General features: G+C 56.4%; 22 protein-coding genes and 1 pseudogene. 13 read left to right on the forward strand and 10 right to left on the reverse strand.

Annotated elements, in window-relative coordinates:
* Positions 1 to 58: 58 nt before the first annotated feature.
* Both FN828_RS15525 and FN828_RS15530 read left to right on the forward strand, forming a co-directional pair.
* Positions 59 to 3,457 (forward strand): DEAD/DEAH box helicase family protein, encoded by a 3,399-nt coding sequence (locus FN828_RS15525; RefSeq protein WP_142494351.1) that lies wholly within the window; start codon positions 59 to 61, stop codon positions 3,455 to 3,457.
* Positions 3,458 to 3,583: 126 nt separating this feature from the next.
* Positions 3,584 to 5,737 carry a UPF0149 family protein gene (locus tag FN828_RS15530; RefSeq protein WP_142494352.1) on the forward strand — a complete coding sequence of 718 codons (2,154 nt, stop codon included), beginning with the start codon at positions 3,584 to 3,586 and terminating at the stop codon, positions 5,735 to 5,737.
* A gap of 379 nt (positions 5,738 to 6,116) precedes the next feature.
* Here FN828_RS15530 and FN828_RS15535 read toward each other — a convergent pair whose 3' ends face one another.
* Positions 6,117 to 6,425, reverse strand: coding sequence for a transposase (locus FN828_RS15535; protein ID WP_142494353.1), 309 nt, complete (start codon positions 6,423 to 6,425; stop codon positions 6,117 to 6,119).
* Between the two features lie 96 nt (positions 6,426 to 6,521).
* Between FN828_RS15535 and FN828_RS15540 the strand changes: the two genes are divergently transcribed.
* The gene (locus FN828_RS15540; protein ID WP_142494354.1) at positions 6,522 to 6,902 is read left to right on the forward strand and encodes a bacteriophage spanin2 family protein; all 381 of its coding nucleotides are present in this window, start codon (positions 6,522 to 6,524) and stop codon (positions 6,900 to 6,902) included.
* On the opposite strand, the gene FN828_RS15545 is transcribed toward FN828_RS15540, so the two are convergent.
* The 7 genes and pseudogenes from FN828_RS15545 to FN828_RS15570 all read right to left on the reverse strand — a co-directional run bounded on the left by FN828_RS15545 (position 6,886) and on the right by FN828_RS15570 (position 11,725).
* Positions 6,886 to 8,067: a tyrosine-type recombinase/integrase gene (locus FN828_RS15545; RefSeq protein ID WP_235891501.1), complete on the reverse strand. Its 1,182-nt coding sequence runs from the start codon at positions 8,065 to 8,067 to the stop codon at positions 6,886 to 6,888. The genes FN828_RS15540 and FN828_RS15545 overlap by 17 nt on opposite strands.
* A gap of 272 nt (positions 8,068 to 8,339) precedes the next feature.
* A complete protein-coding gene (locus FN828_RS15550) occupies positions 8,340 to 8,537 on the reverse strand; it encodes a hypothetical protein (protein WP_142494356.1) in 198 nt (65 codons plus the stop codon).
* Positions 8,534 to 9,136: a hypothetical protein gene (locus FN828_RS15555; protein WP_221930560.1), complete on the reverse strand. Its 603-nt coding sequence runs from the start codon at positions 9,134 to 9,136 to the stop codon at positions 8,534 to 8,536. Before FN828_RS15555 ends, FN828_RS15550 begins: the two co-directional genes overlap by 4 nt.
* A 156-nt stretch (positions 9,137 to 9,292) precedes the next feature.
* The gene (locus FN828_RS20890; protein ID WP_235891502.1) at positions 9,293 to 10,000 is read right to left on the reverse strand and encodes a DNA cytosine methyltransferase; all 708 of its coding nucleotides are present in this window, start codon (positions 9,998 to 10,000) and stop codon (positions 9,293 to 9,295) included.
* A 162-nt stretch (positions 10,001 to 10,162) separates the two neighbouring features.
* Positions 10,163 to 10,681: pseudogene (locus tag FN828_RS21125) on the reverse strand (DNA cytosine methyltransferase); the annotation flags it as partial.
* Positions 10,678 to 10,950 carry a hypothetical protein gene (locus FN828_RS15565; RefSeq protein ID WP_142494358.1) on the reverse strand — a complete coding sequence of 91 codons (273 nt, stop codon included), beginning with the start codon at positions 10,948 to 10,950 and terminating at the stop codon, positions 10,678 to 10,680. The pseudogene FN828_RS21125 and the gene FN828_RS15565, both read right to left, overlap by 4 nt.
* Positions 10,951 to 11,413: 463 nt before the next feature.
* On the reverse strand, positions 11,414 to 11,725 hold the full coding sequence (locus FN828_RS15570; RefSeq protein WP_185959049.1) for a helix-turn-helix domain-containing protein: 312 nt from the start codon (positions 11,723 to 11,725) through the stop codon (positions 11,414 to 11,416).
* A 167-nt stretch (positions 11,726 to 11,892) separates the two neighbouring features.
* Between FN828_RS15570 and FN828_RS21130 the strand changes: the two genes are divergently transcribed.
* The 10 genes from FN828_RS21130 (at position 11,893) to FN828_RS15615 (ending at position 18,165) form a co-directional block, all read left to right on the forward strand.
* Complete coding sequence (locus tag FN828_RS21130; protein WP_408033810.1) at positions 11,893 to 12,099, forward strand: helix-turn-helix domain-containing protein; 207 nt, start codon at positions 11,893 to 11,895, stop codon at positions 12,097 to 12,099.
* A gap of 343 nt (positions 12,100 to 12,442) precedes the next feature.
* Positions 12,443 to 12,844, forward strand: coding sequence for a DUF1064 domain-containing protein (locus FN828_RS15575; protein ID WP_142494360.1), 402 nt, complete (start codon positions 12,443 to 12,445; stop codon positions 12,842 to 12,844).
* 67 nt (positions 12,845 to 12,911) lie between these two features.
* Positions 12,912 to 13,604, forward strand: a complete 693-nt coding sequence (locus tag FN828_RS15580) for a hypothetical protein (RefSeq protein ID WP_142494361.1) — start codon at positions 12,912 to 12,914, stop codon at positions 13,602 to 13,604.
* 1 nt (position 13,605) lies between these two features.
* The gene (locus tag FN828_RS15585) at positions 13,606 to 14,178 is read left to right on the forward strand and encodes a hypothetical protein (protein ID WP_142494362.1); all 573 of its coding nucleotides are present in this window, start codon (positions 13,606 to 13,608) and stop codon (positions 14,176 to 14,178) included.
* A gap of 353 nt (positions 14,179 to 14,531) precedes the next feature.
* Positions 14,532 to 14,894 carry a hypothetical protein gene (locus FN828_RS15590; RefSeq protein WP_142494363.1) on the forward strand — a complete coding sequence of 121 codons (363 nt, stop codon included), beginning with the start codon at positions 14,532 to 14,534 and terminating at the stop codon, positions 14,892 to 14,894.
* Positions 14,895 to 14,905: 11 nt separating this feature from the next.
* The gene (locus FN828_RS15595; RefSeq protein WP_142494364.1) at positions 14,906 to 15,532 is read left to right on the forward strand and encodes a hypothetical protein; all 627 of its coding nucleotides are present in this window, start codon (positions 14,906 to 14,908) and stop codon (positions 15,530 to 15,532) included.
* Positions 15,529 to 15,921 carry a hypothetical protein gene (locus tag FN828_RS15600; protein WP_142494365.1) on the forward strand — a complete coding sequence of 131 codons (393 nt, stop codon included), beginning with the start codon at positions 15,529 to 15,531 and terminating at the stop codon, positions 15,919 to 15,921. Before FN828_RS15595 ends, FN828_RS15600 begins: the two co-directional genes overlap by 4 nt.
* A complete protein-coding gene (locus FN828_RS15605; RefSeq protein WP_142494366.1) occupies positions 15,921 to 16,484 on the forward strand; it encodes a hypothetical protein in 564 nt (187 codons plus the stop codon). Before FN828_RS15600 ends, FN828_RS15605 begins: the two co-directional genes overlap by 1 nt.
* Before the next feature lie 14 nt (positions 16,485 to 16,498).
* Positions 16,499 to 17,839, forward strand: a complete 1,341-nt coding sequence (locus FN828_RS15610) for a hypothetical protein (protein ID WP_185959050.1) — start codon at positions 16,499 to 16,501, stop codon at positions 17,837 to 17,839.
* Positions 17,836 to 18,165 (forward strand): BppU family phage baseplate upper protein, encoded by a 330-nt coding sequence (locus FN828_RS15615; RefSeq protein WP_142494368.1) that lies wholly within the window; start codon positions 17,836 to 17,838, stop codon positions 18,163 to 18,165. The genes FN828_RS15610 and FN828_RS15615 overlap by 4 nt, the downstream gene beginning before the upstream one ends.
* Before the next feature lie 252 nt (positions 18,166 to 18,417).
* Here the strand turns inward: FN828_RS15615 and FN828_RS15620 are convergent, their stop codons facing one another.
* Together FN828_RS15620 and FN828_RS15625 are read right to left on the reverse strand one after the other, a co-directional pair.
* Positions 18,418 to 19,608, reverse strand: a complete 1,191-nt coding sequence (locus FN828_RS15620) for a hypothetical protein (RefSeq protein WP_142494369.1) — start codon at positions 19,606 to 19,608, stop codon at positions 18,418 to 18,420.
* Positions 19,574 to 20,082, reverse strand: a 509-nt coding sequence (locus tag FN828_RS15625) for an IS3 family transposase (protein WP_142494370.1), incomplete at its 5' end; no start/stop codon positions are given. The genes FN828_RS15620 and FN828_RS15625, both read right to left, overlap by 35 nt.

The following is a 20,082-nucleotide window of genomic DNA, read 5'->3' on the forward strand; positions in this document are numbered from 1 at the left end:
CGGGCTTCTCAAAGAAATTTCCTCGATTAAGGTAACGCTGTTCCCATAGGTTGTACCGATGTCCCAATTTGCCTTTCTGTCCACCGATTTCCCGGCCCTGCACCAAAACGCCCGCAAGGCGGAAACTCATGCCTTATCCGATCCGCGCGGGGCGTGTTTTTGGGCGCGGTTGACGCTGGAAACGGCGCTGAAATGGCTTTACCGGACGGACCCGGACCTGAAACGCACCTATAACACCTCGCTGGCCGCGATGATCGTGGAACCCAGCCTGACCGCCCTGACTGGCCCCGCCATCGTCACCAAGGCGAAATATATCAAGGATCAGGGCAACCGCGCCGCCCATGACACGGGCAAACCCCTGACGGCAGCAGATGCCGCCGCAACGGTACGCGAACTGTTCCATGTCTGTTATTGGATCGCCCGGACCTATGCCAAAACGGCCAAGCCCGATCCGGCGTTACAATTCGATATGGCCAAGCTGGAAAAATCCCTGACGATCACCGCCAGCACCGTGGCGCAAATCCAAAAGATCGAAGGCGACATCCGGGCCGAGCGTAAAAAGGCGGAGGAAGCCGAGGAAGCCCTGCGGCAGTCCGAACAAGGGCGGGCAAGGCTGGATGCGGAACTGGCCGCTGCCCGCGCGGAAATCGCCGCCCTGCGTCAGGCCAACAGCGCCATACCCGACGATCACGATTACAACGAGGCCGAAACCCGTGACAGTTTTATTGATCTATTGCTGGCCGAAGCGGGCTGGGCGTTGGACCAGCCCCGGGACCGGGAGTTCCCGGTGCAAGGCATGCCCAGCCAATCGGGCGAGGGCTTTGTCGACTATGTGCTGTGGGGCGATGATGGCAAACCCTTGGCCGTGATCGAGGCAAAACGCACCAAGAAAGACAGTCGCATTGGCTTGCAACAGGCCAAGCTCTACGCCGATTGTCTGGAACAGACCTATGGCCGCCGCCCGGTGATCTTTACCACCAATGGCTATGAACATTGGATTTGGGATGATTTGGCCTATCCGCCGCGCGACATCTCGGGCTTCCTGAAAAAAGACGAGTTGCAACTCCTGCATCAGAGGCGTGCCAATATTCGACCGCTTTCCAAGGTTGACTTAGATGCAGCGATTGCAGGCCGATATTACCAACAGCGCGCCATCCGCCGGGTGGGGGAGGCGTTCGAAAAACATGCGCAGCGCAAAGCCCTTCTGGTCATGGCCACGGGCAGCGGAAAAACGCGCACAGTGATCGCCCTGATTGATCAACTGATGCGCGCCAACCGCGTGAAGCGGGTGTTGTTTCTGGCCGACCGGATCGCTCTGGTGAAACAGGCGCAAGGGGCCTTTAAGGCGCATCTGCCGGCCACGCCTTGCGCCAACCTCTTGGAGAAACACGACCCGAAGAAAAACGACCATTCGGGCGCCAGGGTGTGCCTGTCGACCTATCCAACGATGATGGGGCTCATCGAAGAGATGAAAGGCGGCGAGAAGCGCTATGGCCCGGGGCATTTCGACCTGATCGTTATCGATGAGGCCCACCGTTCAGTTTATAGCAAATACCGGGCGATCTTTGGCTATTTCGATAGCCTGCTGGTCGGCCTCACCGCAACGCCCCGCGATGAAATCGACAAGGACACCTATTCCCTGTTCGGGCTTGAGAAAGGGGTGCCGACAGACGCCTATGACCTCGAGGATGCCGTCGGGGACGGATATCTGGTGCCGCCAAAGACGATCTCTGTTCCGCTGAAGTTTCAGAGGGAGGGTATCGATTACGATCAACTCCCTGAAGATGAAAAAGAAGCGTGGGATGCCATCGAATGGGATGAAGACGGCACAGAGCGGGATCACATCGACAGCGCAGACTTGAACAAATGGCTCTTCAACGAAGATACCGTCGACAAGGTTCTCGAACATCTGATGCGCAACGGGATCAAGGTGGCCGGGGGTGACCGGCTGGGCAAGACCATCATCTTCGCCAAGAATAGCCGCCATGCGCAGTTCATCGTGGAACGGTTCAATAAGGCGTACCCGCATTACAAAGGCCAGTTTGCCCAGCTTATCGATTATAGCGTGCCCTACGCCCAATCCCTGATCGATGACTTCTCAGAAGCCGAGAAGGCGCCCCATATAGCTGTGTCGGTTGACATGCTGGATACCGGCATCGACGTGCCCGAAGTGGTGAACCTCGTTTTTTTCAAGATCGTCCGATCCAAGACCAAGTTCTGGCAAATGGTTGGCCGCGGAACCCGGCTGTGCGTGAACCTGTTTGGCCCGGGAGAGGATAAGCAGCAATTTGTCATCTTTGACTTTTGTCAGAACCTCGAGTTCTTCCATGAAAACCCGAATGTCATGGACGGTGCCACAGCCAAACCCATCAGCGAAAGACTGTTCATCTCGCGCGTCGACTTGATTGACGCGTTGGCGGACAGCAGCGAGGACCATGGGAACCTAATCAAGGCCACCAAGACCCGGCTCCATGAGGAAGTGCTGGGCATGCCGATCGACAACTTCATCGTCCGGGCCAAGCGGCGCAGCGTCGAGCGGTTCCAGGATAAGGCAAACTGGGACACCTTGGATATGGAGGCCCGGCTGGCCTTGATGGAGGATGTCGCAGGGCTTCCCACAGCCCATGACGATGGCGCTTTGCCTGCCAAGCAATTTGACCTGCTGATGATCAGTGCCCAGCTGGAGCTGATGAAACAGGAAGGCGGCTTTGGGCGCCTTCAATTGCGGATCACCAAGTTCGCCTCGGCGCTTGAGGAACTCTCGAATGTGCCGTTGGTTGCCAAGGAAATGGAACTGATCCTCGAGATTCAGACCGATGCATTCTGGGAAGGCATCACGCCAGAGATCCTCGAAACCGTCCGCCGCCGTTTACGCCACCTGGCAGAGCTTATTAAGCCCACAGAGCGCAAAATCGTCATTACGGATTTCGAGGATGAAATCGGCGCCGGCACCACGGTCACCATGCCTGAGGTCGGCAGCGGCGTGGACAAGGCCCGCTTCAAGATGAAGGTCCGCCAGTTCATTGAGACCCACAAAGACCACATCACCCTGCTCAAGGTTCGCCGAGGTGAGGCCTTGACCCGGCAAGACCTCGAAGAACTGCAGCGCATCCTGATAGAGCAGCAGATTGCCGACGATGACCTGTTGGCTGGATTGGAAGAGGACGGTGGTCTCGGCCGTTTTCTGCGGTCCTTGACCGGTCTGGACCGCGCGTCGGCCAAAGAAGCCTTCAGCGGTTTTGTTGCCCAGTATCAGCTGAATGCCGACCAAGCGGAGTTCCTAGACCTGATCGTCGACAGCCTCACCGAAAGCGGTATCGTCGATCCTGCCTCGTTCTATGAAAGCCCGTTCACCGATCTCGACGACATGGGTATCGCTGGCATCTTCAACCGTGATCAGGCCCAAGAGATTGTTAAAATCGTCAGGGCCCTCAATGACGCGGTGGCGGCGGCTTGATGCCTGATGAGGAGGTAAAAGCTGGGCAATGCCGGCTCTTGCCCTTCCAGTTTGCCAAGGTGCAAAGAGCCTTACAAGATAGCCCGACCGATCAAGACGCCGCCGATTGACAGACAGGAGACCGCCATGTTGCCAAAATCACTTCAGAACCTGTTGGACAGGTTGCCTCGTAATGCTGAGGCCCCCAAGGCGCGAGAAGTATTCCGTCAGGTTGCTCTGGAGGTAATGGCTGATCAATCGGTCGTAACGCAACTTGCCGGATATCTTGGGCACTGCGAGGACCATGACGATCAAGCAGATCGCCTGATGCAGATATTGACATCAGTCTTGGACGAAGCCCGCATGGCAAAGGAAAACGGCAAGGCTGTTGGCGCACAATTCATTGGGTTTCTTGAAGAAGAACTTGGCCGGTTCAAACTGAAGGGCGCGATGACTTCTGCTGGACGCCTGTTTCTGGCCTCTTGTTGGGGGCGCGCGGGATTGGACGCCCCGGAAGCCGTCGCGGCAGACTTTTCGATGTTTGATGATGCAGAAGGCGCGTTTGAAGATCATGATCCGGCAGAGATGGGGCCACTCATCGACAACCTCCTGAAAGAAGCCAGCGGCGGTGACGACGGCGACCTGTCCGCCCTGCACACTGGTTTTTCGGAAATCATTGCGACATTGCCAGCTGAGGTGCGCTCTCCCATGGTGCAAAAGGTGGTGGCTCGCCCCAAAACCGTAATGGGAGAGCTGGGATGCGCCCTCTTGTTCGATCGGCGAGAAGAGATCCGACACGGTGCGCTACAGGGGCTGATGGACCGTTCAACAGATGGGCATCTTTCGCCGGATTTGGTTGGACGCTTGACGATCCTGCGCAGCTGGGTTTCGGACACGAAAACCATAACCGGAATTGACGCCATCGTGCACCACGCCATTCGCAATGGCAACGTCTCTCCCCAAACGATGGGTGCCCCGAAAGTCCACCGCGCGCTGACCAGCCTGATTGACGGCACCGGGGCGCAAAGTATGACAATTGTGCTTCAATCAGGAGGCGCGCGCAAAGTGGCCGTGATCCTGATCAAACAAGGCTTTGGCGTCAAGGATGCTTACCTGATCCCTTGCTCGAGTGCGAGCGAACAAAAGCGGTTGGTCGAGATGATCGCCTCTGAGGTGGAGACGCGGGACGTGTCGCTTGAGTATGTTGCGACGGCAATCGCTTGGGGCCTGTCCGATGGCCTGGAAAACAACCAGCCGCCTGCGCCGGGGCTGGTCGATGTAGTTCAGGCTTTAGGCTTGCATGACATGCGGCCCAGTCCAGCAAGTATCGTTGACGTTGTGGCGACAGCTGATCCTGAAGGCAAGCTTGATGCGATGTCGGTACAGGCAAAGGGGCGTCTGATCACGGCCAGCGCTGACTGGGACATGATATCTCCGATGATTTCGGAGAGCTGGTATGAAGACAGCGACAGTTTTACCGATGCAATTGAAGGCAGTAAAACGCCGGCGGCCATGAAGCGAGCGCTTTGGCAGGCCTTGGAGGATCGTAGAGATCATTGGGCCAAGGTGTTCGCCCGGATGGGGCACCTTTTTCAGACCGCAGCAGAGCCTGAGGCGCCTCAGTTCTTGGCTGTGGCCCAAGCGCTTACGAATGGCCGGGCGTTGAAGAAGACCCCTATTATGGAGCTAATTTTTGAGCAGTCCTTCGAGGTTTGGCTGGATCGCAATGTGTTGGGGCACGATCCGTCCTCCCCGGGCGCTTCCTTCGAGGTAACCAGTGGTCCTGTGCCTTCAGGAATGCCAATGCCGAAAATTTCGCCCGAAAAGCCTGGTGAATTGGAGAAACTTCTCAAGCCCGCGGGCCTGACGGAGTGGTGGGTCGACGGGTATATGATGGGCGTATGTACGGCGCCGGAGTTTGTCGCGCCAGGATCTTGGGCAGAAGTTTTGTTGCATGTCATCGGGCCAGAAATCCAAAGCGACAAAACACTTCAGCGGATCTTGGATTTGCTCATGTTGCGATACAATGGGACCCTGACAAAATTGCGCACGCCGATCGGTGTGCCCTTGATCCCTGATGAAGCACCTTTGATTTCGATTTGGGCAGATGGGTATTTGACGGCTTGGGAGGGCAATAAGCCGTACTGGCCAAAGGCCAAACTCGGGAAAGACGACAAGGCTGCCCGGAAGTTGCTTGAAGACGCGTCGTCGTGGAAGTTTGATGCCGATCGGTTCAGAAAGGACATCCCGAACTGGCTTCGCCATAGGTTTGCCAATCAAGAGGGGATGCACTTGAGCTGAGCTGATCGAGACATGGGCTAAGCGTCGATTTTTGCCGCAAGGGAGCTGCCGCCCCTTGATCTGAATAGCGAAGAAAGACCGTAAAGCCAGACTGGAGCGGGGCCAGCGACAGTGCTTGTGCGGGTGTTGATTTCTGCGAGAAATTGCCCCAGTTTTCCGAAACGCCATGACCCATAGGCATTAAGGACTTCTCTTACTTTTCATAAGATTATCCTGTTGCAGAGGGGTCAACGCCAAATGAAAAATGGGTCAATCCGACACGAAAATCAACACTTGAGGGTCTCGGCGCTTTCCCCGCAGGGCTGATAATACAGTGTAGATCGGGTGAGAGACAGCAGCGTGCATTGTCGCCGGACGCTCAGTTTGGGATGATCTTGCTTCACCGCTTTTTGCCTCCAGTCCCGAGGATGATCCTGGAGGCATCGGCCAAAAAATCGCGTTCGACCACCAGCTGCCCGATCTTGGCATGCAGTTTCTCTACCTCTTTCTCGGAAAGCGATGGTTCCGCCTTTGGCTTGGCGTCAAACGACTGCGCCATGTTGGCGATCGCTGTGCGTTTCCAACCGTTGATCATCGTCGGATGCACGCCGTACTTCTTGGCCAACTCAGCCGTCGTCAGTTCTTCGCGTATGGCTTCCAAGGCAACCTTGGCCTTGAAGTCTGCAGTGTAGCGTTTCTGTGTCGCCATCTTGAGTGTTCGTCCTTCTTCAGTTGCCAGAGCTTAGCAACTGGTCCGAAATCCTGCGACCACCTCTGTGAACCGTCGCGCTGCGGAGTATTCCCTTTGCGTCGCGGATTTGTAATCGCCCTCCTTGCGCTGTTCTTCATCGCAGGTTGCGCTGGGCCGCTGAAATTCCTTATCGGCGGCGGGCCGAATGTGGCTGCAAATGTGCAGGCCGGGAAAAGCAACACCCAAACTGTCGGCAAAAGCGAGAACATATCGCAGGAAATCATTCGCCCGAGAGCGCGCGAAATCAATCAATCAGCCGACCGCAACAAGGTCAGCGCCGACACTGTTCACACCGTCACCGTGAACGAACGGACGCCCCCGTGGATCTGGATCACTTGGGCCATCCTTCTGTTTCTCGACAGCCCGGTACGCTGGCCCGGCCAGATTTGGAATGGCATCCAGCGTCACCGCAAACGTGTCACACGCGCAGCTTGACCACTTTGGCCTCACTCTGGGTCACGAAATCCGCCCATTTCTGCATCAGCACACGCCGCTTTTCCAATAGGTCTGAACGCGCATAGCTGCGCTCCACCTTGCCCCCGAGAATATGCGCGAGTGAGGTTTCAGCCACATCATAGCTGGCCGCTTCTGTGTCCTGAACCCATGTCCGGAACGAGGTGCGGAACCCATGCAGACGCCCCTCCTCCCCCATTTCGTTCAGCACCTTGGCAACAGCCACATCCGAGACAATCTTCTTTCCAGCCCAGCTCGACGGAAACAGAAGATTATCGCTACCTGCTGCGCTACGAGCAGCTTTAACGACCGCAAGCGCCTCAGAGGACAACGGGACGCGGAAGTCAGTGGTCAGCCCCTCTTTACCCTTCATGCGATCCGCCGGAACTGTCCAAATGTCATCTTGGATTTCATCGAACCGCGCACCGCGCACCGCATCGCTTCGCATGGCTGTCAGGATCGCAAAGCGTAGGATGAAATGGGTGGAACGCTCCATGTTCAGGCGCGCGTAGAGTGCCGGTACATCGCGCCACGAGGTTGCCGGGATCGGTTGTACCTTGTGGTTGACATGGCCGAGCATATGCCGGGCAGCATCGCAAATGAACGGGTCAATATCGTACCCGGACAACCGCGCATGGGTGATGACAATCTTGATCCTGTTTATCGCCTTCACAGCCGTGGGATGCTTCTTGTGCCAAATCGGGAGAAGCGCGGCATGAATATCAGCCTGCGTCAGATCCGTGATCGCCTTATTGCCGATCTGCGGAATGGCGTATAGTGCCAGAGGGGACAGCCAGCGCCCCGCTTTGCCTTCATCACGGAGCATCCCTTTTCTGGCCTCAAAGGCAATCTGAACCATATCCGCGAATGTCGGGCATTCGCGGCGCTGTGCGGCGGCTTCCTCCTCAATCTGACGCTGACGTTCGGCCAGTGGGTCTTTGCCGTCTTTCAGAGCGGCAGTCCATTTGGCCCGCAGCTTCCGCGCCTCGGCCAGCGGCAGATCATCAAAGCCACCCAGCCCCATCTCCCGGCGCCTGCCCCCAAACGAATACCTGAAAACCCACTTCCCGCCGCTGACCCCGCTGACAAAGCGCAGCCCGCCACCGTCCTCCAGCTTCTCACCCGGAGCCGCCTTCTTGATTCTCATTGCCGTCAGCTTGTTCAGTGCCGCCACACCCAGTCCCCCAGCCAGTCCCCCAAGAGGGGCGTTATACAGTGCTACATTTTGCACCATTTTGCTAGGAGGATAGGTTGCAAGATGCAACAAATAAAGGGGGAAACTTCAATTTGCTACATGTTACTACTGCTACCTGGTGCGGCCGAGAAGACTCAATTATAATACATAAGAGTTTGATTAATAGAAATAAAAAAACGGGAGACTGATCTTAGTCCCCCAGCTAGTCCCCCAAGTAACTTTTGCTAGGCAGCCGCACCGGATTCAAACAGTGCCTCGATTTCTTCGACCTTGAGCATCGAAGATCCAAGCACTTCATATTTGGTCAACTTCCCCGCCTTGATCAGCCTGTCAAACTTCCACCGGCTGGTATCGTACATCTTGGCTGCAGTAGCGAGTTTCACATATTTCGGCTTTTCGGCATTCTTATTTTCGATGCTCATAGCAGCTCCCCTTGTCGTCCATCCTTGCGATCCAGAAAGCGCAGGACCGTTTCCTGTTCGCTCAAAGCCCGGTCCCAGATGAACCAAGCGTTGCGCTGCGGCGGTGCGCCGTCGCCGGTAAAGTCAATCTTCCAGCGGCAGACGTAGACCCGGCTGATTGGATGGCGCGCCAAGAGCGGCGCCAACCCGGCTGCGGCAGGCCAGTCCCAGTTCAGCAGCATGGCCAGATAATCGCATCCGATGTTCAGCGCATGAGACAGCCACCGGCCCTGCCCGTCCCGCGCATTGATTTCCTTGTAAGGAGGGTTCGTCACCATCGCCTTAGCCTGCGCGGTATCGTAATCATAGAAGCTGCGGATCGTTGCGCCGGGCCAACCACGATCAACCATGTCCGACGCAATAACAGGCAGGCCGAATGCCTCGATTTCACGGGCCATCGCACCATCGCCACAGGCCGGTTCCCACACCGCCCCAAGCTGACGTAGCCGCTGACCTTCTACCGCTAACAGCGCGCGTGTTGGCTCTGGTGGCGTCGGATAGAAATCATCTTTCTCGCGCGCCTTCGGATTTTTCGCAGTTTTTCCGGTCGACCTGAACAAGCCGGACGCTGACGGCGCAGCCTTGGAGCAACCACAATCTTGCCCATGCGCTGCTGACATGCAGCATGGTTCATCTGCACTCATCCCGGCACCTCGTTCCACTCGCGACCGTCCAGCAGCGCCCGGATCATCTGGCCGGAAAACAGGATTGGTTTGTCAGTCATGATCGTCGTCCCATTTTTCAACTTCGGCGATGCGCTCACCGATCCATTCTGCACAGTTCACGGCCCAGCTATTCCCAAGCGCCTTGTAGCGCGGCCCGTCAGGGCACATGTCTGCGGGCTTTCCGCGATAAGGAATGCGGGTGAAATCGTCTGGAAAGCCCATGAGGCGTTCGCACTCTCTGGGGGTCAGGCGGCGCACAGCCCAAGGCTGAGCGATATAGCTGCGTGACGATCCACCAGAAGCGGCCCGAATATTCGCCGTATCATGCGGCCCTTCGGGCATAGCGCCGCCCTCACGGCCACGCAGATCGAATGCGACAGCAGCATGCCCACCAGCGTTCTGATGGCTGCCTAAATGCCCCATGCTGCGAAGCGGTGGATGCGAACCATCTTGTGCAAACTGAACTTCTGTACCCTTGCAGTCGAAGGCAACCGCTTGAGCTACGCTGCGGGCCTCCAGCGTGTAGGACGCACCGTCTTGCCGAAACCCTGCCCCATCCGGACCTGTATCCGGGTTTTCACTCACAGCGCGTTCTTGGATCGCAACTGGCACCAGCGGTGCGCCTCGACCTGTACCGTCTTCACTGGCATCGAAGCCTTCACCACGCAGCCCGTGAGCAACAATCGGGGCTTCATGATTGCAGGTCAGCGTTGGCCCATGACCAAACGCAATCTCAGCCCCGCCTTGGCCATGTGCCATTGAGATCAGGCGTCCTTCTGGGCAGTCTTTCCCGCTACAGCCTCCAGTGCTAGCCGTAAGGCCTGCGGCAACAGCTTTCCCCGTTTTCCGGCGCGGCGCAGGATTCCCAGACAGGCTTTCGCGGTCAAATAATACCGCTGCGGCACGTCGCCAGTCTCCAAGATATCCGACAACGAACACACGACGTCGCCGTTGAGGCACTGCAAGGGAGAAGCAGCGTGTTCGCACGTACTGAGCGTCAAGAACTCGGTAGGCGGCCCCATACCCGAGTTGCCCCAACATCCCGAGGAAGGCACCAAAGTCCCGTCCTTTGTTGCTCGACAGGACGCCGGGGACGTTCTCCCAAACCAACCAGCGGGGGCGATACCTTTCTGCAATAGCGCCAAAGGTGAGCATGAGATTGCCCCTTGGGTCAGCCAACCCCATTCTAAGCCCCGCAACACTGAAGGATTGGCAGGGTGTACCTCCTGCGAGAACATCGACAGCTGCATCCGGCCACTCCTTGAATTTCGTCATATCGCCCCAATTCGGAACTGCGGGATAGTGGTGGGCCAGTACTGCACAGGGAAACCGATCAATCTCACTGAACGCCACCGGCACCCAGCCCAATGGGTGCCACGCCTGCGTTGCCGCCTCGATGCCGGAACATACCGACAAATAACGAAGGGCCTCACCGCTCACTGCTTAACCACCCCGTCAGCCTGCGACTGCGCAACGCCGATCAGGATTTCTGCCCCGTCAATCAATGTGCCCAAGGTTTCCTTGAGCGATTCCTTGCTAACGCCACAGCCGATCAGGAAAACCAAAACCGGATAGATAGCCCGCACACCTCGCTCAACTCCATTGCGGTCATATCCGTATATTTTTGCGAGTTTTTCCGCAGCGCCTAAGACCTGTGGATCAATGGCTTCAACGACGAAGTTTGCCTGTAGATTGTCCGCACTTTGCATCTTGCATGTGTCCATTCAAATTATTGCATTATCGCAAATTTACTACTATTTGCTACCTGTTGCAATGCGGATATTTTCAGACTATGCCCCGAACCGAGGCCACACCGAGAACAATAGCACCGTCAGCGCACCATTGATTCGTGATGCAGATGAGGCGGAAGACAGGGGGGAAACCAATGAGCCAGATCACGTTCGATATGCTAAATTGTTGTACTTCAACGCATTCAGCACCAACGCGAACCATTCCCGCCAACGTAGCATCCGCAGATTGCCAAACAATCGTGTTCTGGTTATGTTCTCAAAAGAGTGTTGTACTTGGGATTTGATGGCGGAGAGGAAAATATGGGTTCGACAGCAACACGTAATGCCCGCCACCAGAACACAGCACTGGATGCTGCATCCGAGGACGAGCTTGAATTTATGCAGTTAATTCGACAAATGAATAAAGAACAGCGCGAGAGACTTATTCGCGAGGGGTTGTCTTTCCAAGCACTACCCGAGCCATGTCGAGCCACGCTTTCCGCTGCTCTTTCGTCATTGACCGGAAGCCCTCAAGAAGCAGCCGTTCCTCGTCCAGCTCAGGTGCGGCAAAATCAATGAGTTCGGTTGGATCAACGCTTAGCGCCTCAGCAATGGCCTTTTGTCGTGCTGCGCTAAGGTTTCTGGTGCCGTTTTCGATCTGAGCAAGGTACGGCCTGGACAGCCCCACGGCATCCGCCAGATCACCTTGGGATACCCCCAATGACTTGCGTACATCTGCGATCTTAATCCGCATAATAATCCCCTCATCTGCTGGCGCTTGAGCCGATTGCATAATCAATGCCCGCTCGATTTTTTATGTGCCTGCTTCCGTAGAGACTTGGATTTAGATTCCAGCTTTATCAACCCCCAACGCGGTTTTGGGTTGACCGGATATTGCAACCTGTTGCATAACGCAACACTATGAACATATCCACGTATGTGGAGAGGCGCCCCGAGCTTTCGCACCGCGAGATTGCTGCGCAGCTGGGTATTTCACGCCCCTTCCTAACCCAACTCCTGAACGGCAGTCGAGGCCCATCAAGGGCCACGATTTTACATATTGAGAAAGCCAGTGGCGGCGAAATTGATGTGGCTTCGTGGTTCCCCATGCCCGCTGCCGCGCCCTAATCCCCCGCCGACCTTCAAGCCCGCTCGATGAGGGCTTCCAAACGGGTGATGTCAGGTGTGCGGGGGGCCGAGAGGCGTAGCTTCAGCACCTAATCATTCGATCATGCGGATGGCCCGTCCGAGAGCCTTGCGGCAGGGCACATCAACAAAGGCAAGAGCCAATGACGACACTCACTGATCACGGCAGAAAATGGGCATTGCGACGCGTTTCAGCGATCACATCGCTTGAAGAACTGGAACTCCGGATAGGTGAGTTTTCGGATTTGGTACTGTCAGACCCAGAAGTGTCCGCAGCAATATTGAAATGTCGCCAACGGCTCATGAAGCATGCGGGGCGTCGGAAATGACGCAGCGCATGACGGCGACCGAATTTCTGTCGTCACACCACAAGGGTACGACAAAAGGCAAGAAGACCAGACCCAACAAGTTCGGCGCCAAAAAAACGACCGTCGACGGCATCACATTCGACAGCGAACATGAAGCCAAACGCTATCGCGAACTGAAAACGCTGGAACGCGCAGGCCTCATATCCGACCTGTCGTTACAGGTCATAATTCCTCTGATCGGAGCAAATGGAGAGCAGCTGCGCGGCGAAAGCGGGCGCAAGCTGACATACCGGGCAGATTTCAAATATTGCGACGATGGCAAAACCATCATCGAGGACGCGAAAGGCACAAAGACCAAGGATTACCTCCTGAAAAAGTCAATCTTGGCCGCTCAGGGTATCGAGATTGTCGAGGTCTGATGTGTCAGTTGGTTGGATCAGAATTGAGCGTAAACTATTCGATCACCAGTTCTTTGATGACGAACCAATGTCAGAGCGCGAGGCATGGATTTGCATGCTCACCCGCGCCGCGTGGGAAAACACCCAACACCGGGTTGGGACGCAGATGCTAAATGTGCCGCGCGGGGCATTCTACTGTACGCAGCGCGACATGGCGCAGACGTTCGGGTGGAAGTCTCATCATAGAGTGCAGGGTTTCTGGTCGCGATTGACAGACGCCGAGATGATTGAAGTCCGTTCTGCGCCCCGCAAAAAATGCCTGGTCATCATTCGCAATTACGAAATGTACCAGTCTCAATATCGCCAAGAACAGCAGCCCACCGAAACACACCTAAAAGTCATCAAAACCGACCCACCAGCCGCGCAGTCATCCGACATGGAGCGGCGAGAGAGGCTATTGGTCGCGATGGGATTGAACCCGATGGGGCGAACGCCCAGCGGGCGAACGTTCGGCACGGTCAATGACATGTTTGAGGCAAGCAAATGGTCCGCCGACCTTGGCTTGAGCTTAGACGAGCAGTTGGCGGTGATCGGCGAAATAACGGCGCACCGGGCGCGCGCCGGTGAGCCACCACCAACCTCATTCAAATTCTACACACAGCCTATGGCGAGATACGCCGCGCTGAAGAACGGGCCGAAGCTGGAGCCAGACGCCAAGGGCACAGCAACGAATGCGACAGGCAGACCTAAGATCAGAGCAAAAGCAAAAAACGGAATTTGACATGCCAGCCAACAGGCACGACGCCTTGGAAGACAGGTTTAACGCTTTCCTGGATCGTTACACCCCTCCCCGGAATCTAATCAGCAACGAAACTGCGCTTCAGGACGAGGCCGACACGCTCATGACAGCGTTCCTCAAATACGCCCCGACCGACAACTATCAGGATTGGGCAGACCAAATATTCTATGAGTTGGCGCTGATCATGAAAACGCGCGCATGGCCATCCGCGCGGGAAATATCGGAAGCAGCATCTGTGCTGCAAAAGAAAATGATCGGCAATGAAAGTCGCAGGGGTACTCCGCATAAATTCGATACCGACGCCATAATGGCGGACAGGATCAAGCGTGGCGGACCTGTCGCAGAAACATACCTGTGGGGGCGGCAGGCCGTGAATCTGCTGCGGAAGGGGCATGTCACGCCCGCAGAGATCCAGCAGGTCCGGGATATGTACGTGCGATCCGCAAAGGCGACATACGGGGACACACGCACATCGCAGATGGTGGCCCATCTGATGGAGCTACATGCCAAAGCTGAACGTATCGCAGAAGCCGAGGCACACAATGCCGATACATGATGTGTCAGCCTCAGAAGGCAGAGGAGGCACGCCCCGCATGCTTGCGATCTGCGACAACTGTGGCTTCGAGCAGCGCGTGACGTTCGCGGAGCATCGCGCGGGTGAGGCCAAACTTGGCAAAGCAATGGCCCGCACCGCACGAGCACCTGCCATCACATAAGAAGCCCATATTTTCTGGGCTTCTTAGCCATTCGGTCTTATGCTAAAATACTGCGACCGCGCATGATGTGCGATTTCAAAAGCCTAGAAATCGACGGAATACATCGTGTTGCCAGCCAATCAAAATGTGCAGACCGAAGGTACTTTCCCGTCGATGGGGGCGCAAACCCGCCATCAACAGGAGCCTCTGACAAATGGCAAGCATTTCTGATTATGTGCTGGACGCAGCACTGTCCAAACTGGACACGGAAGCGGATGAAATCCACATCTGTTCTGCCGAACCAACTGTCTATGCGGCATTGAGCAGCCTGGGCAATTCAGCCTCCCTGTCGATCGGTGCCCCTGCGGATCGCGCAGGCGGTGGCCGTGAAGTCACAGTGGCCGCCATCACTGACGGCGAAGTGACCGCGACAGGCACCGCAACACATTTTGCAATTGTCGATACGGTGAACAGCCGCTTGCTCGTCACTGGCTCTCTGACAGCTTCTCAGGCGGTTACGAACGGGAACAGCTTCTCGTTGGCCTCGTTTAAGATCGGCATCCCTGATCCGGCATAAGGCGATCTGATATGCCGAAACTCGTCAACCGCGCGAAGATGACCACAGCCACGACCGGGACCGGCACGCTCACGCTGGGGAGCGCGGTTGACGGGTATCAGTCCTTTGCGGCAGCCGGTGTATCCGATGGGGATACAGTTGCTTATGCAATCGAAGATGGAACCAACTGGGAGATTGGGACTGGTACTTATACTGCCAGCGGAACAACACTTACGCGCAGCGTGTCAGAAAGCAGCAATGCGGATGCGGCGATTGCCCTGAGCGGCGACGCCGTGGTCTATGTCACGGCAAGAGGCGAAGACATTCTTTCTCCCGAGGGTGATCAGACACTGACCGGCGGATTCAACGTCACGCCCTTCGCCAACGGAACCCGATCAAGCGGGACGCTCACGCCCGATCCCCTGAACGGAAATATTCAGACGGCAGTCAATGGCGGCGCCCATACACTGGCACCCCCTGCCACCTCCTGCACGATGGTGATCCAATACACCAACAACGCCAGTGCCGGGACGATCACGGTCAGCGGGTTTACCCAAGTGACGGGTGATGATCTGACCACGACGAACGGGCATGACTTTCTGTTCTTCATCACAAAAATCGGCAGCTTCAGCCTCCTCGATGTGAGGGCGCTGCAATGAGCCTGATGCCCATAACCCCGCCAAGTCCGGCCACGGCCATCCTGACCATGACTGCGGAGTATTATGACTATGGTGGTGGCCATTATTCTGAAGGCTGGTGGTCTGCGTTGTTTGTATCCGAACTGGGCGCACCCATGGTACTCGGGAGTGCAACAGGGCCGCAGGCTGCGGATGGGGGAACGATCGAGGGTGCCTATTATGATAACAATGCTGGATACAACAGCTTTGTCGTCCGAGGTGGTAGCGCCGGGTTGTCGACCATCTCGGTTTCCGGGACGCCTTATGCCCTAACATTTCAGACGACATATGCAGGCTATGATCTCTACAGCTTCTCCACTGGCGTCAACATTTTCACCGATGGCGTCGATTACACAATTGAGGTGTCCTGATGTTCTATGATCCCCTGACAGCCACGCTCTATCGCACTGGCCGGGATGCCATGATCCTCGGGCTGACGGAACAGACCTGCCGTAATCACGGGCTGGAACCGGTGACGCTGCTGCCGCGCCCGCAAACATCGGGGGCGCAGATCGCCACTCGCAACCTGACACCCCATGAGGAGGGCGGCCAGTGGGTTCTGGGCTGGACCATCGGCACCATCCCGGCCACAGCCGAGATGGTCGAACAAGAGCGGGATCGCAGGCTGGCACTTGGCTTTGATTTCGATTTTCAAGACACCCGTGGCGTTCATCACATCGGAACCAGCAAGGAAGACATGATCGGCTGGGATGAGGTAACGACCTGGTCGCAGGCTATGATCAACCTGGGCAACGCCACCTCAACCACGATGATCAAGACCGACACGGGTCTGGTCCAGATCGCGGCCAGTGAATGGCAACAGGTTCTGGCCGCTGCTGCTGCGTTCCGCCAGCCGATCTGGGGAGCCAGTTTCGCAATCAAAGCGATGGAGCCGATCCCCCCCGATTACGCTGACGATCAGCATTGGCCATAATGTAGGGTAGACGGATGCTAGGGTTCTCCCCACTCGCAAGCACACCGCTGGCTGATGATGGTTCGATCACGGTTGTCGAGCTTCCGAACCCTGCTGACGTTACGGCGGGCGAACCTGCCATTGGTTCCCCTGCCATATCCCAAGATCATGGGCTATCCACTCCCGACATCCAGCCCAGCGCGCCTGTTGTTGAAGCCGCCACAGTGGCTGTGCAGAGCGTTCTGGCAGCCGCAAGCATCACAGCAGGTTCGCCCAGTGTGGGATCGGCCAGCACTACGCAGGATCACGGCCTTCAAGGCGTCACCGTTGCTACGCTTGCCGTTATCATCGAACAAGCCGGACTGGACCAGCACCATGAATTTTCTGGTATTGGCGTTTTTGCCGGATCTCCATCCGTTGCACCTGCTAACCTAGCGCAGACACACCCGCTCCAATCTGACAACATAGCCACCGGACTGCCGATTATCGGGGCGTCAACGGTATCTGAGGCGCATGCGTTGGCCGCGAATGCCGTCGCCACCACACCAATCGTCTCGGACACACAGATCGACCAGCATCACACGATCACCCCGGCAGGTGTCACGGCTGGTATCGCAACGATCCGGGCCACTGTGTATCAGGAGGGCATCTTTGACGCCGAACCGTTCACTGCTGGCATCCCACAAGTTCAGCCTGCCACCATATCGCAGATCCACGACATTGAGGCGACAAACGTTGCTTCCACATTTTCAGTTGGTTCGACCTCCATTGCCGAGGCCGCAGCTCTAGCCGCCACTTCCGTGCAGGCGGGGCGACCCGATATTGGTTCCCCTGCCCTGTCCCAGAATCACGCAGCCGGGATTTCGGACCTCACAGCAGATCACCCATCAATATCGCCCTCTGCGCTGGGCCAATCGCACACCTTGAGCGCCACCCCAGTCGTGTGCAGCCAAACCGAAGTAGCATCCCCGGCGGCCAACTATACCGCCGCGCTGGGCGCTATCTCAATCGAAAGCGGCGCTCCTACCGTCCAGCAGACCGCCGCGCAGCAAATCTTGGCGCTGTCCCCGGCGAATATCAACGCCGCACCTCCCTCGACCGAGGCCCCGGCCCTCGCACAGACGCACAGCATTTCAGCGGCATCGGTCACTGCGGCAGCCAATATATCGACACCGGCGATCAGCCAGCACAATATGCTTGCCGCTGATACCGTTGCAGCTGCATCGCCGGTTGTTTCAGCCGTCATACTTTTGATGGCAAACCGGGTCGCCAGTCCCGGCGATGGTCCAAACAGGGTATCTCTGCACCAGAGCGGTGCCAATGGCGTCGTGTTGCGGAACTCCGTCAACAACATAAACATTTACAGGGTGGCATGATGAAGGTCTTCCATATCAAGCAGAACGATACGGCCCCAGCTATCGGATCGGACCTTTTGGACGCGGCTAAAAATGCGGTTGACCTCACCGGGGCCACCGTGCGCTTCAACATGCGTAGTGAGGGCGGCGAACTGGTGGTGGATAACCAAATCGCAGTTGTGACCAACGCCGCCGCTGGAGCAGTGCGGTATGATTGGCAACCGGGAAACACAGCCATACCCGGAATCTGCTATGCAGAGTTCGAAGTTACCTACGCCAACGGCAACGTGGAAACATTCCCAAACTCCAGCAACATCAAGGTCCGTGTTGCGCCAGAAGTGGGGTGACCACGCTGCTGCTCGGCTTCACCGAACCGATCATTCGCGCTTGACTCGAGATTTAGGTTGGCCAGAGGTCCGCAGTGCGGGACGAAACGGACGTTCGCTGCACCTGAAGAGTTTTCGCTGCAACTGCGATGCAGAGCGAGAGGGAGGGGCGGGAAGCGGAAGTTCGCTGCAACCACAAACCATTAGACCTCTCAAACGAAAGCTGCCTTTCTATGTGGGTAGTCGCTCGAAGTGAAGCAAGAGCCGAGCTTGTTAACCGATCCGCCCTTTGGATTGGTCTTGGCCCAATTCCTGCAATTGGCTTTCAATTCGGTTCGGTAGGTCAGCAAACCGACCAACCAACTTGCCTTTGAAGGGTTCGAAATCCCGGAAGGTGTTGGCCATAGCCTTGTCGCAGCGGAACAAATCACATTCGTATGCGTAGCACATCTGCATGAGGTCCATCACATCTGAGCGTTTGAAGGCATATCCCGGTTTCATAATGCGCGTTAGGTAGTGGTGAAAATGCCCGGCCCGACCTTTCCCAACAACCGCTTCTAGTTTTGTGGTAACTTTCTCAGGGTCGGGCTCAGGCAGGGTGAATTGCTTGGTCAACCGCCGCGCCTCTTTCTTGTCAAAGCCAACTTCTACGAGCGTAGACCTTGCAGACAGACGATCCACGTTCATCTTCTGAATCTCAACCACAACTTCCTGTATCTGGCCTGCAAGTTGCTCTATGTCATCGGTCGGTTTTCCGAAGTACTTGGCTATGACGTTGGGATGATCGGCATAATCATAAACGATGCGACTGTATTCCGCAGGGTCGGAGAACCAAGCGTTCATTCGTCGTTCGAATTCGGCATCACTGCACTGCCCCTTCATGAAGCGTTCCAAGACACGGCTTTCGATTATTTCGTCAGACACCGGAAAACCGGCATAGTCGGATCGTTTGCGACCCCAAGTTGAGCCGTTCTTGCGGATCAACTCGGTCATTGATGCCTTCCGGCCAAGCTGGCGTCGTTGGCTGCGGTTCAAACCTTCGACTTTTGCCAGTTCATCCACCAGCATCGTATGCATTTTCCGCTTGAACTGCTTCGCGGTGACGACTTTTTCATCCCGCCCGAACATCCATCGCCCGCCGTTAGGGAACTCCGCGCCCTTCGCAAGGTCAGTGATGTAGGGGAATGCGTTGGGACCGCATACATCCTTGATCAACTGCCCACGCTGAACTCGCTCCGGCCTGTTTTCCATATCAGGCTTAGTGATGAACTCCATTATGGTGGCGAACGAGAACCCTATAACAATTTCGCCACGATCCCGAAAGCTCAGTAAGTTAGCCAAAACTTGATGGTTCGGGCCGTCATCCGGCTCGTTAAAAAGGTTAATGTAATGAATCGCCCCGGTTTCACCGGAGACCTTTAGCTTCATTTTACGCGACCATATCGAGCACGTCGCGTTGTGCATAGAAGTTCTCTTCGGCTTCGGCTGGCGGGATATTTCCGATGGGCCCAAGCAGGCGGCGGTTGTTGAACCAGTCGACCCATCCGAGCGTGGCCATTTCCAGATCTTGCATGTTGCGCCATGGACCTTGGCGGTGGACCAGCTCCGTTTTGTAGAGGCCGTTTATGGTTTCAGCGAGGGCGTTGTCATACGAGTCACCGACGCTACCGACCGATGGCTCAATGCCAGCTTCGGCCAACCGCTCGGTGTATCGAATGGACAAATATTGCCCACCGCGATCCGAGTGATGAACTAATCCACCCTTCTGGACGGGCCGTCGATCATGCAGGGCCTGTTCCAGCGCATCGAGAACAAAGTCTGTCTTTGCGGACCGCGAGACCCGCCATCCCACGATGCGATCAGCGAATGTGTCGATGACGAAGGCCACATAAACAAAGCCTTGCCACGTGGACACATAGGTAAAATCGCTGACCCAGA

The organism is Thalassovita litoralis (assembly GCF_900182725.1).
GTDB lineage: Bacteria > Pseudomonadota > Alphaproteobacteria > Rhodobacterales > Rhodobacteraceae > Thalassobius > Thalassobius litoralis.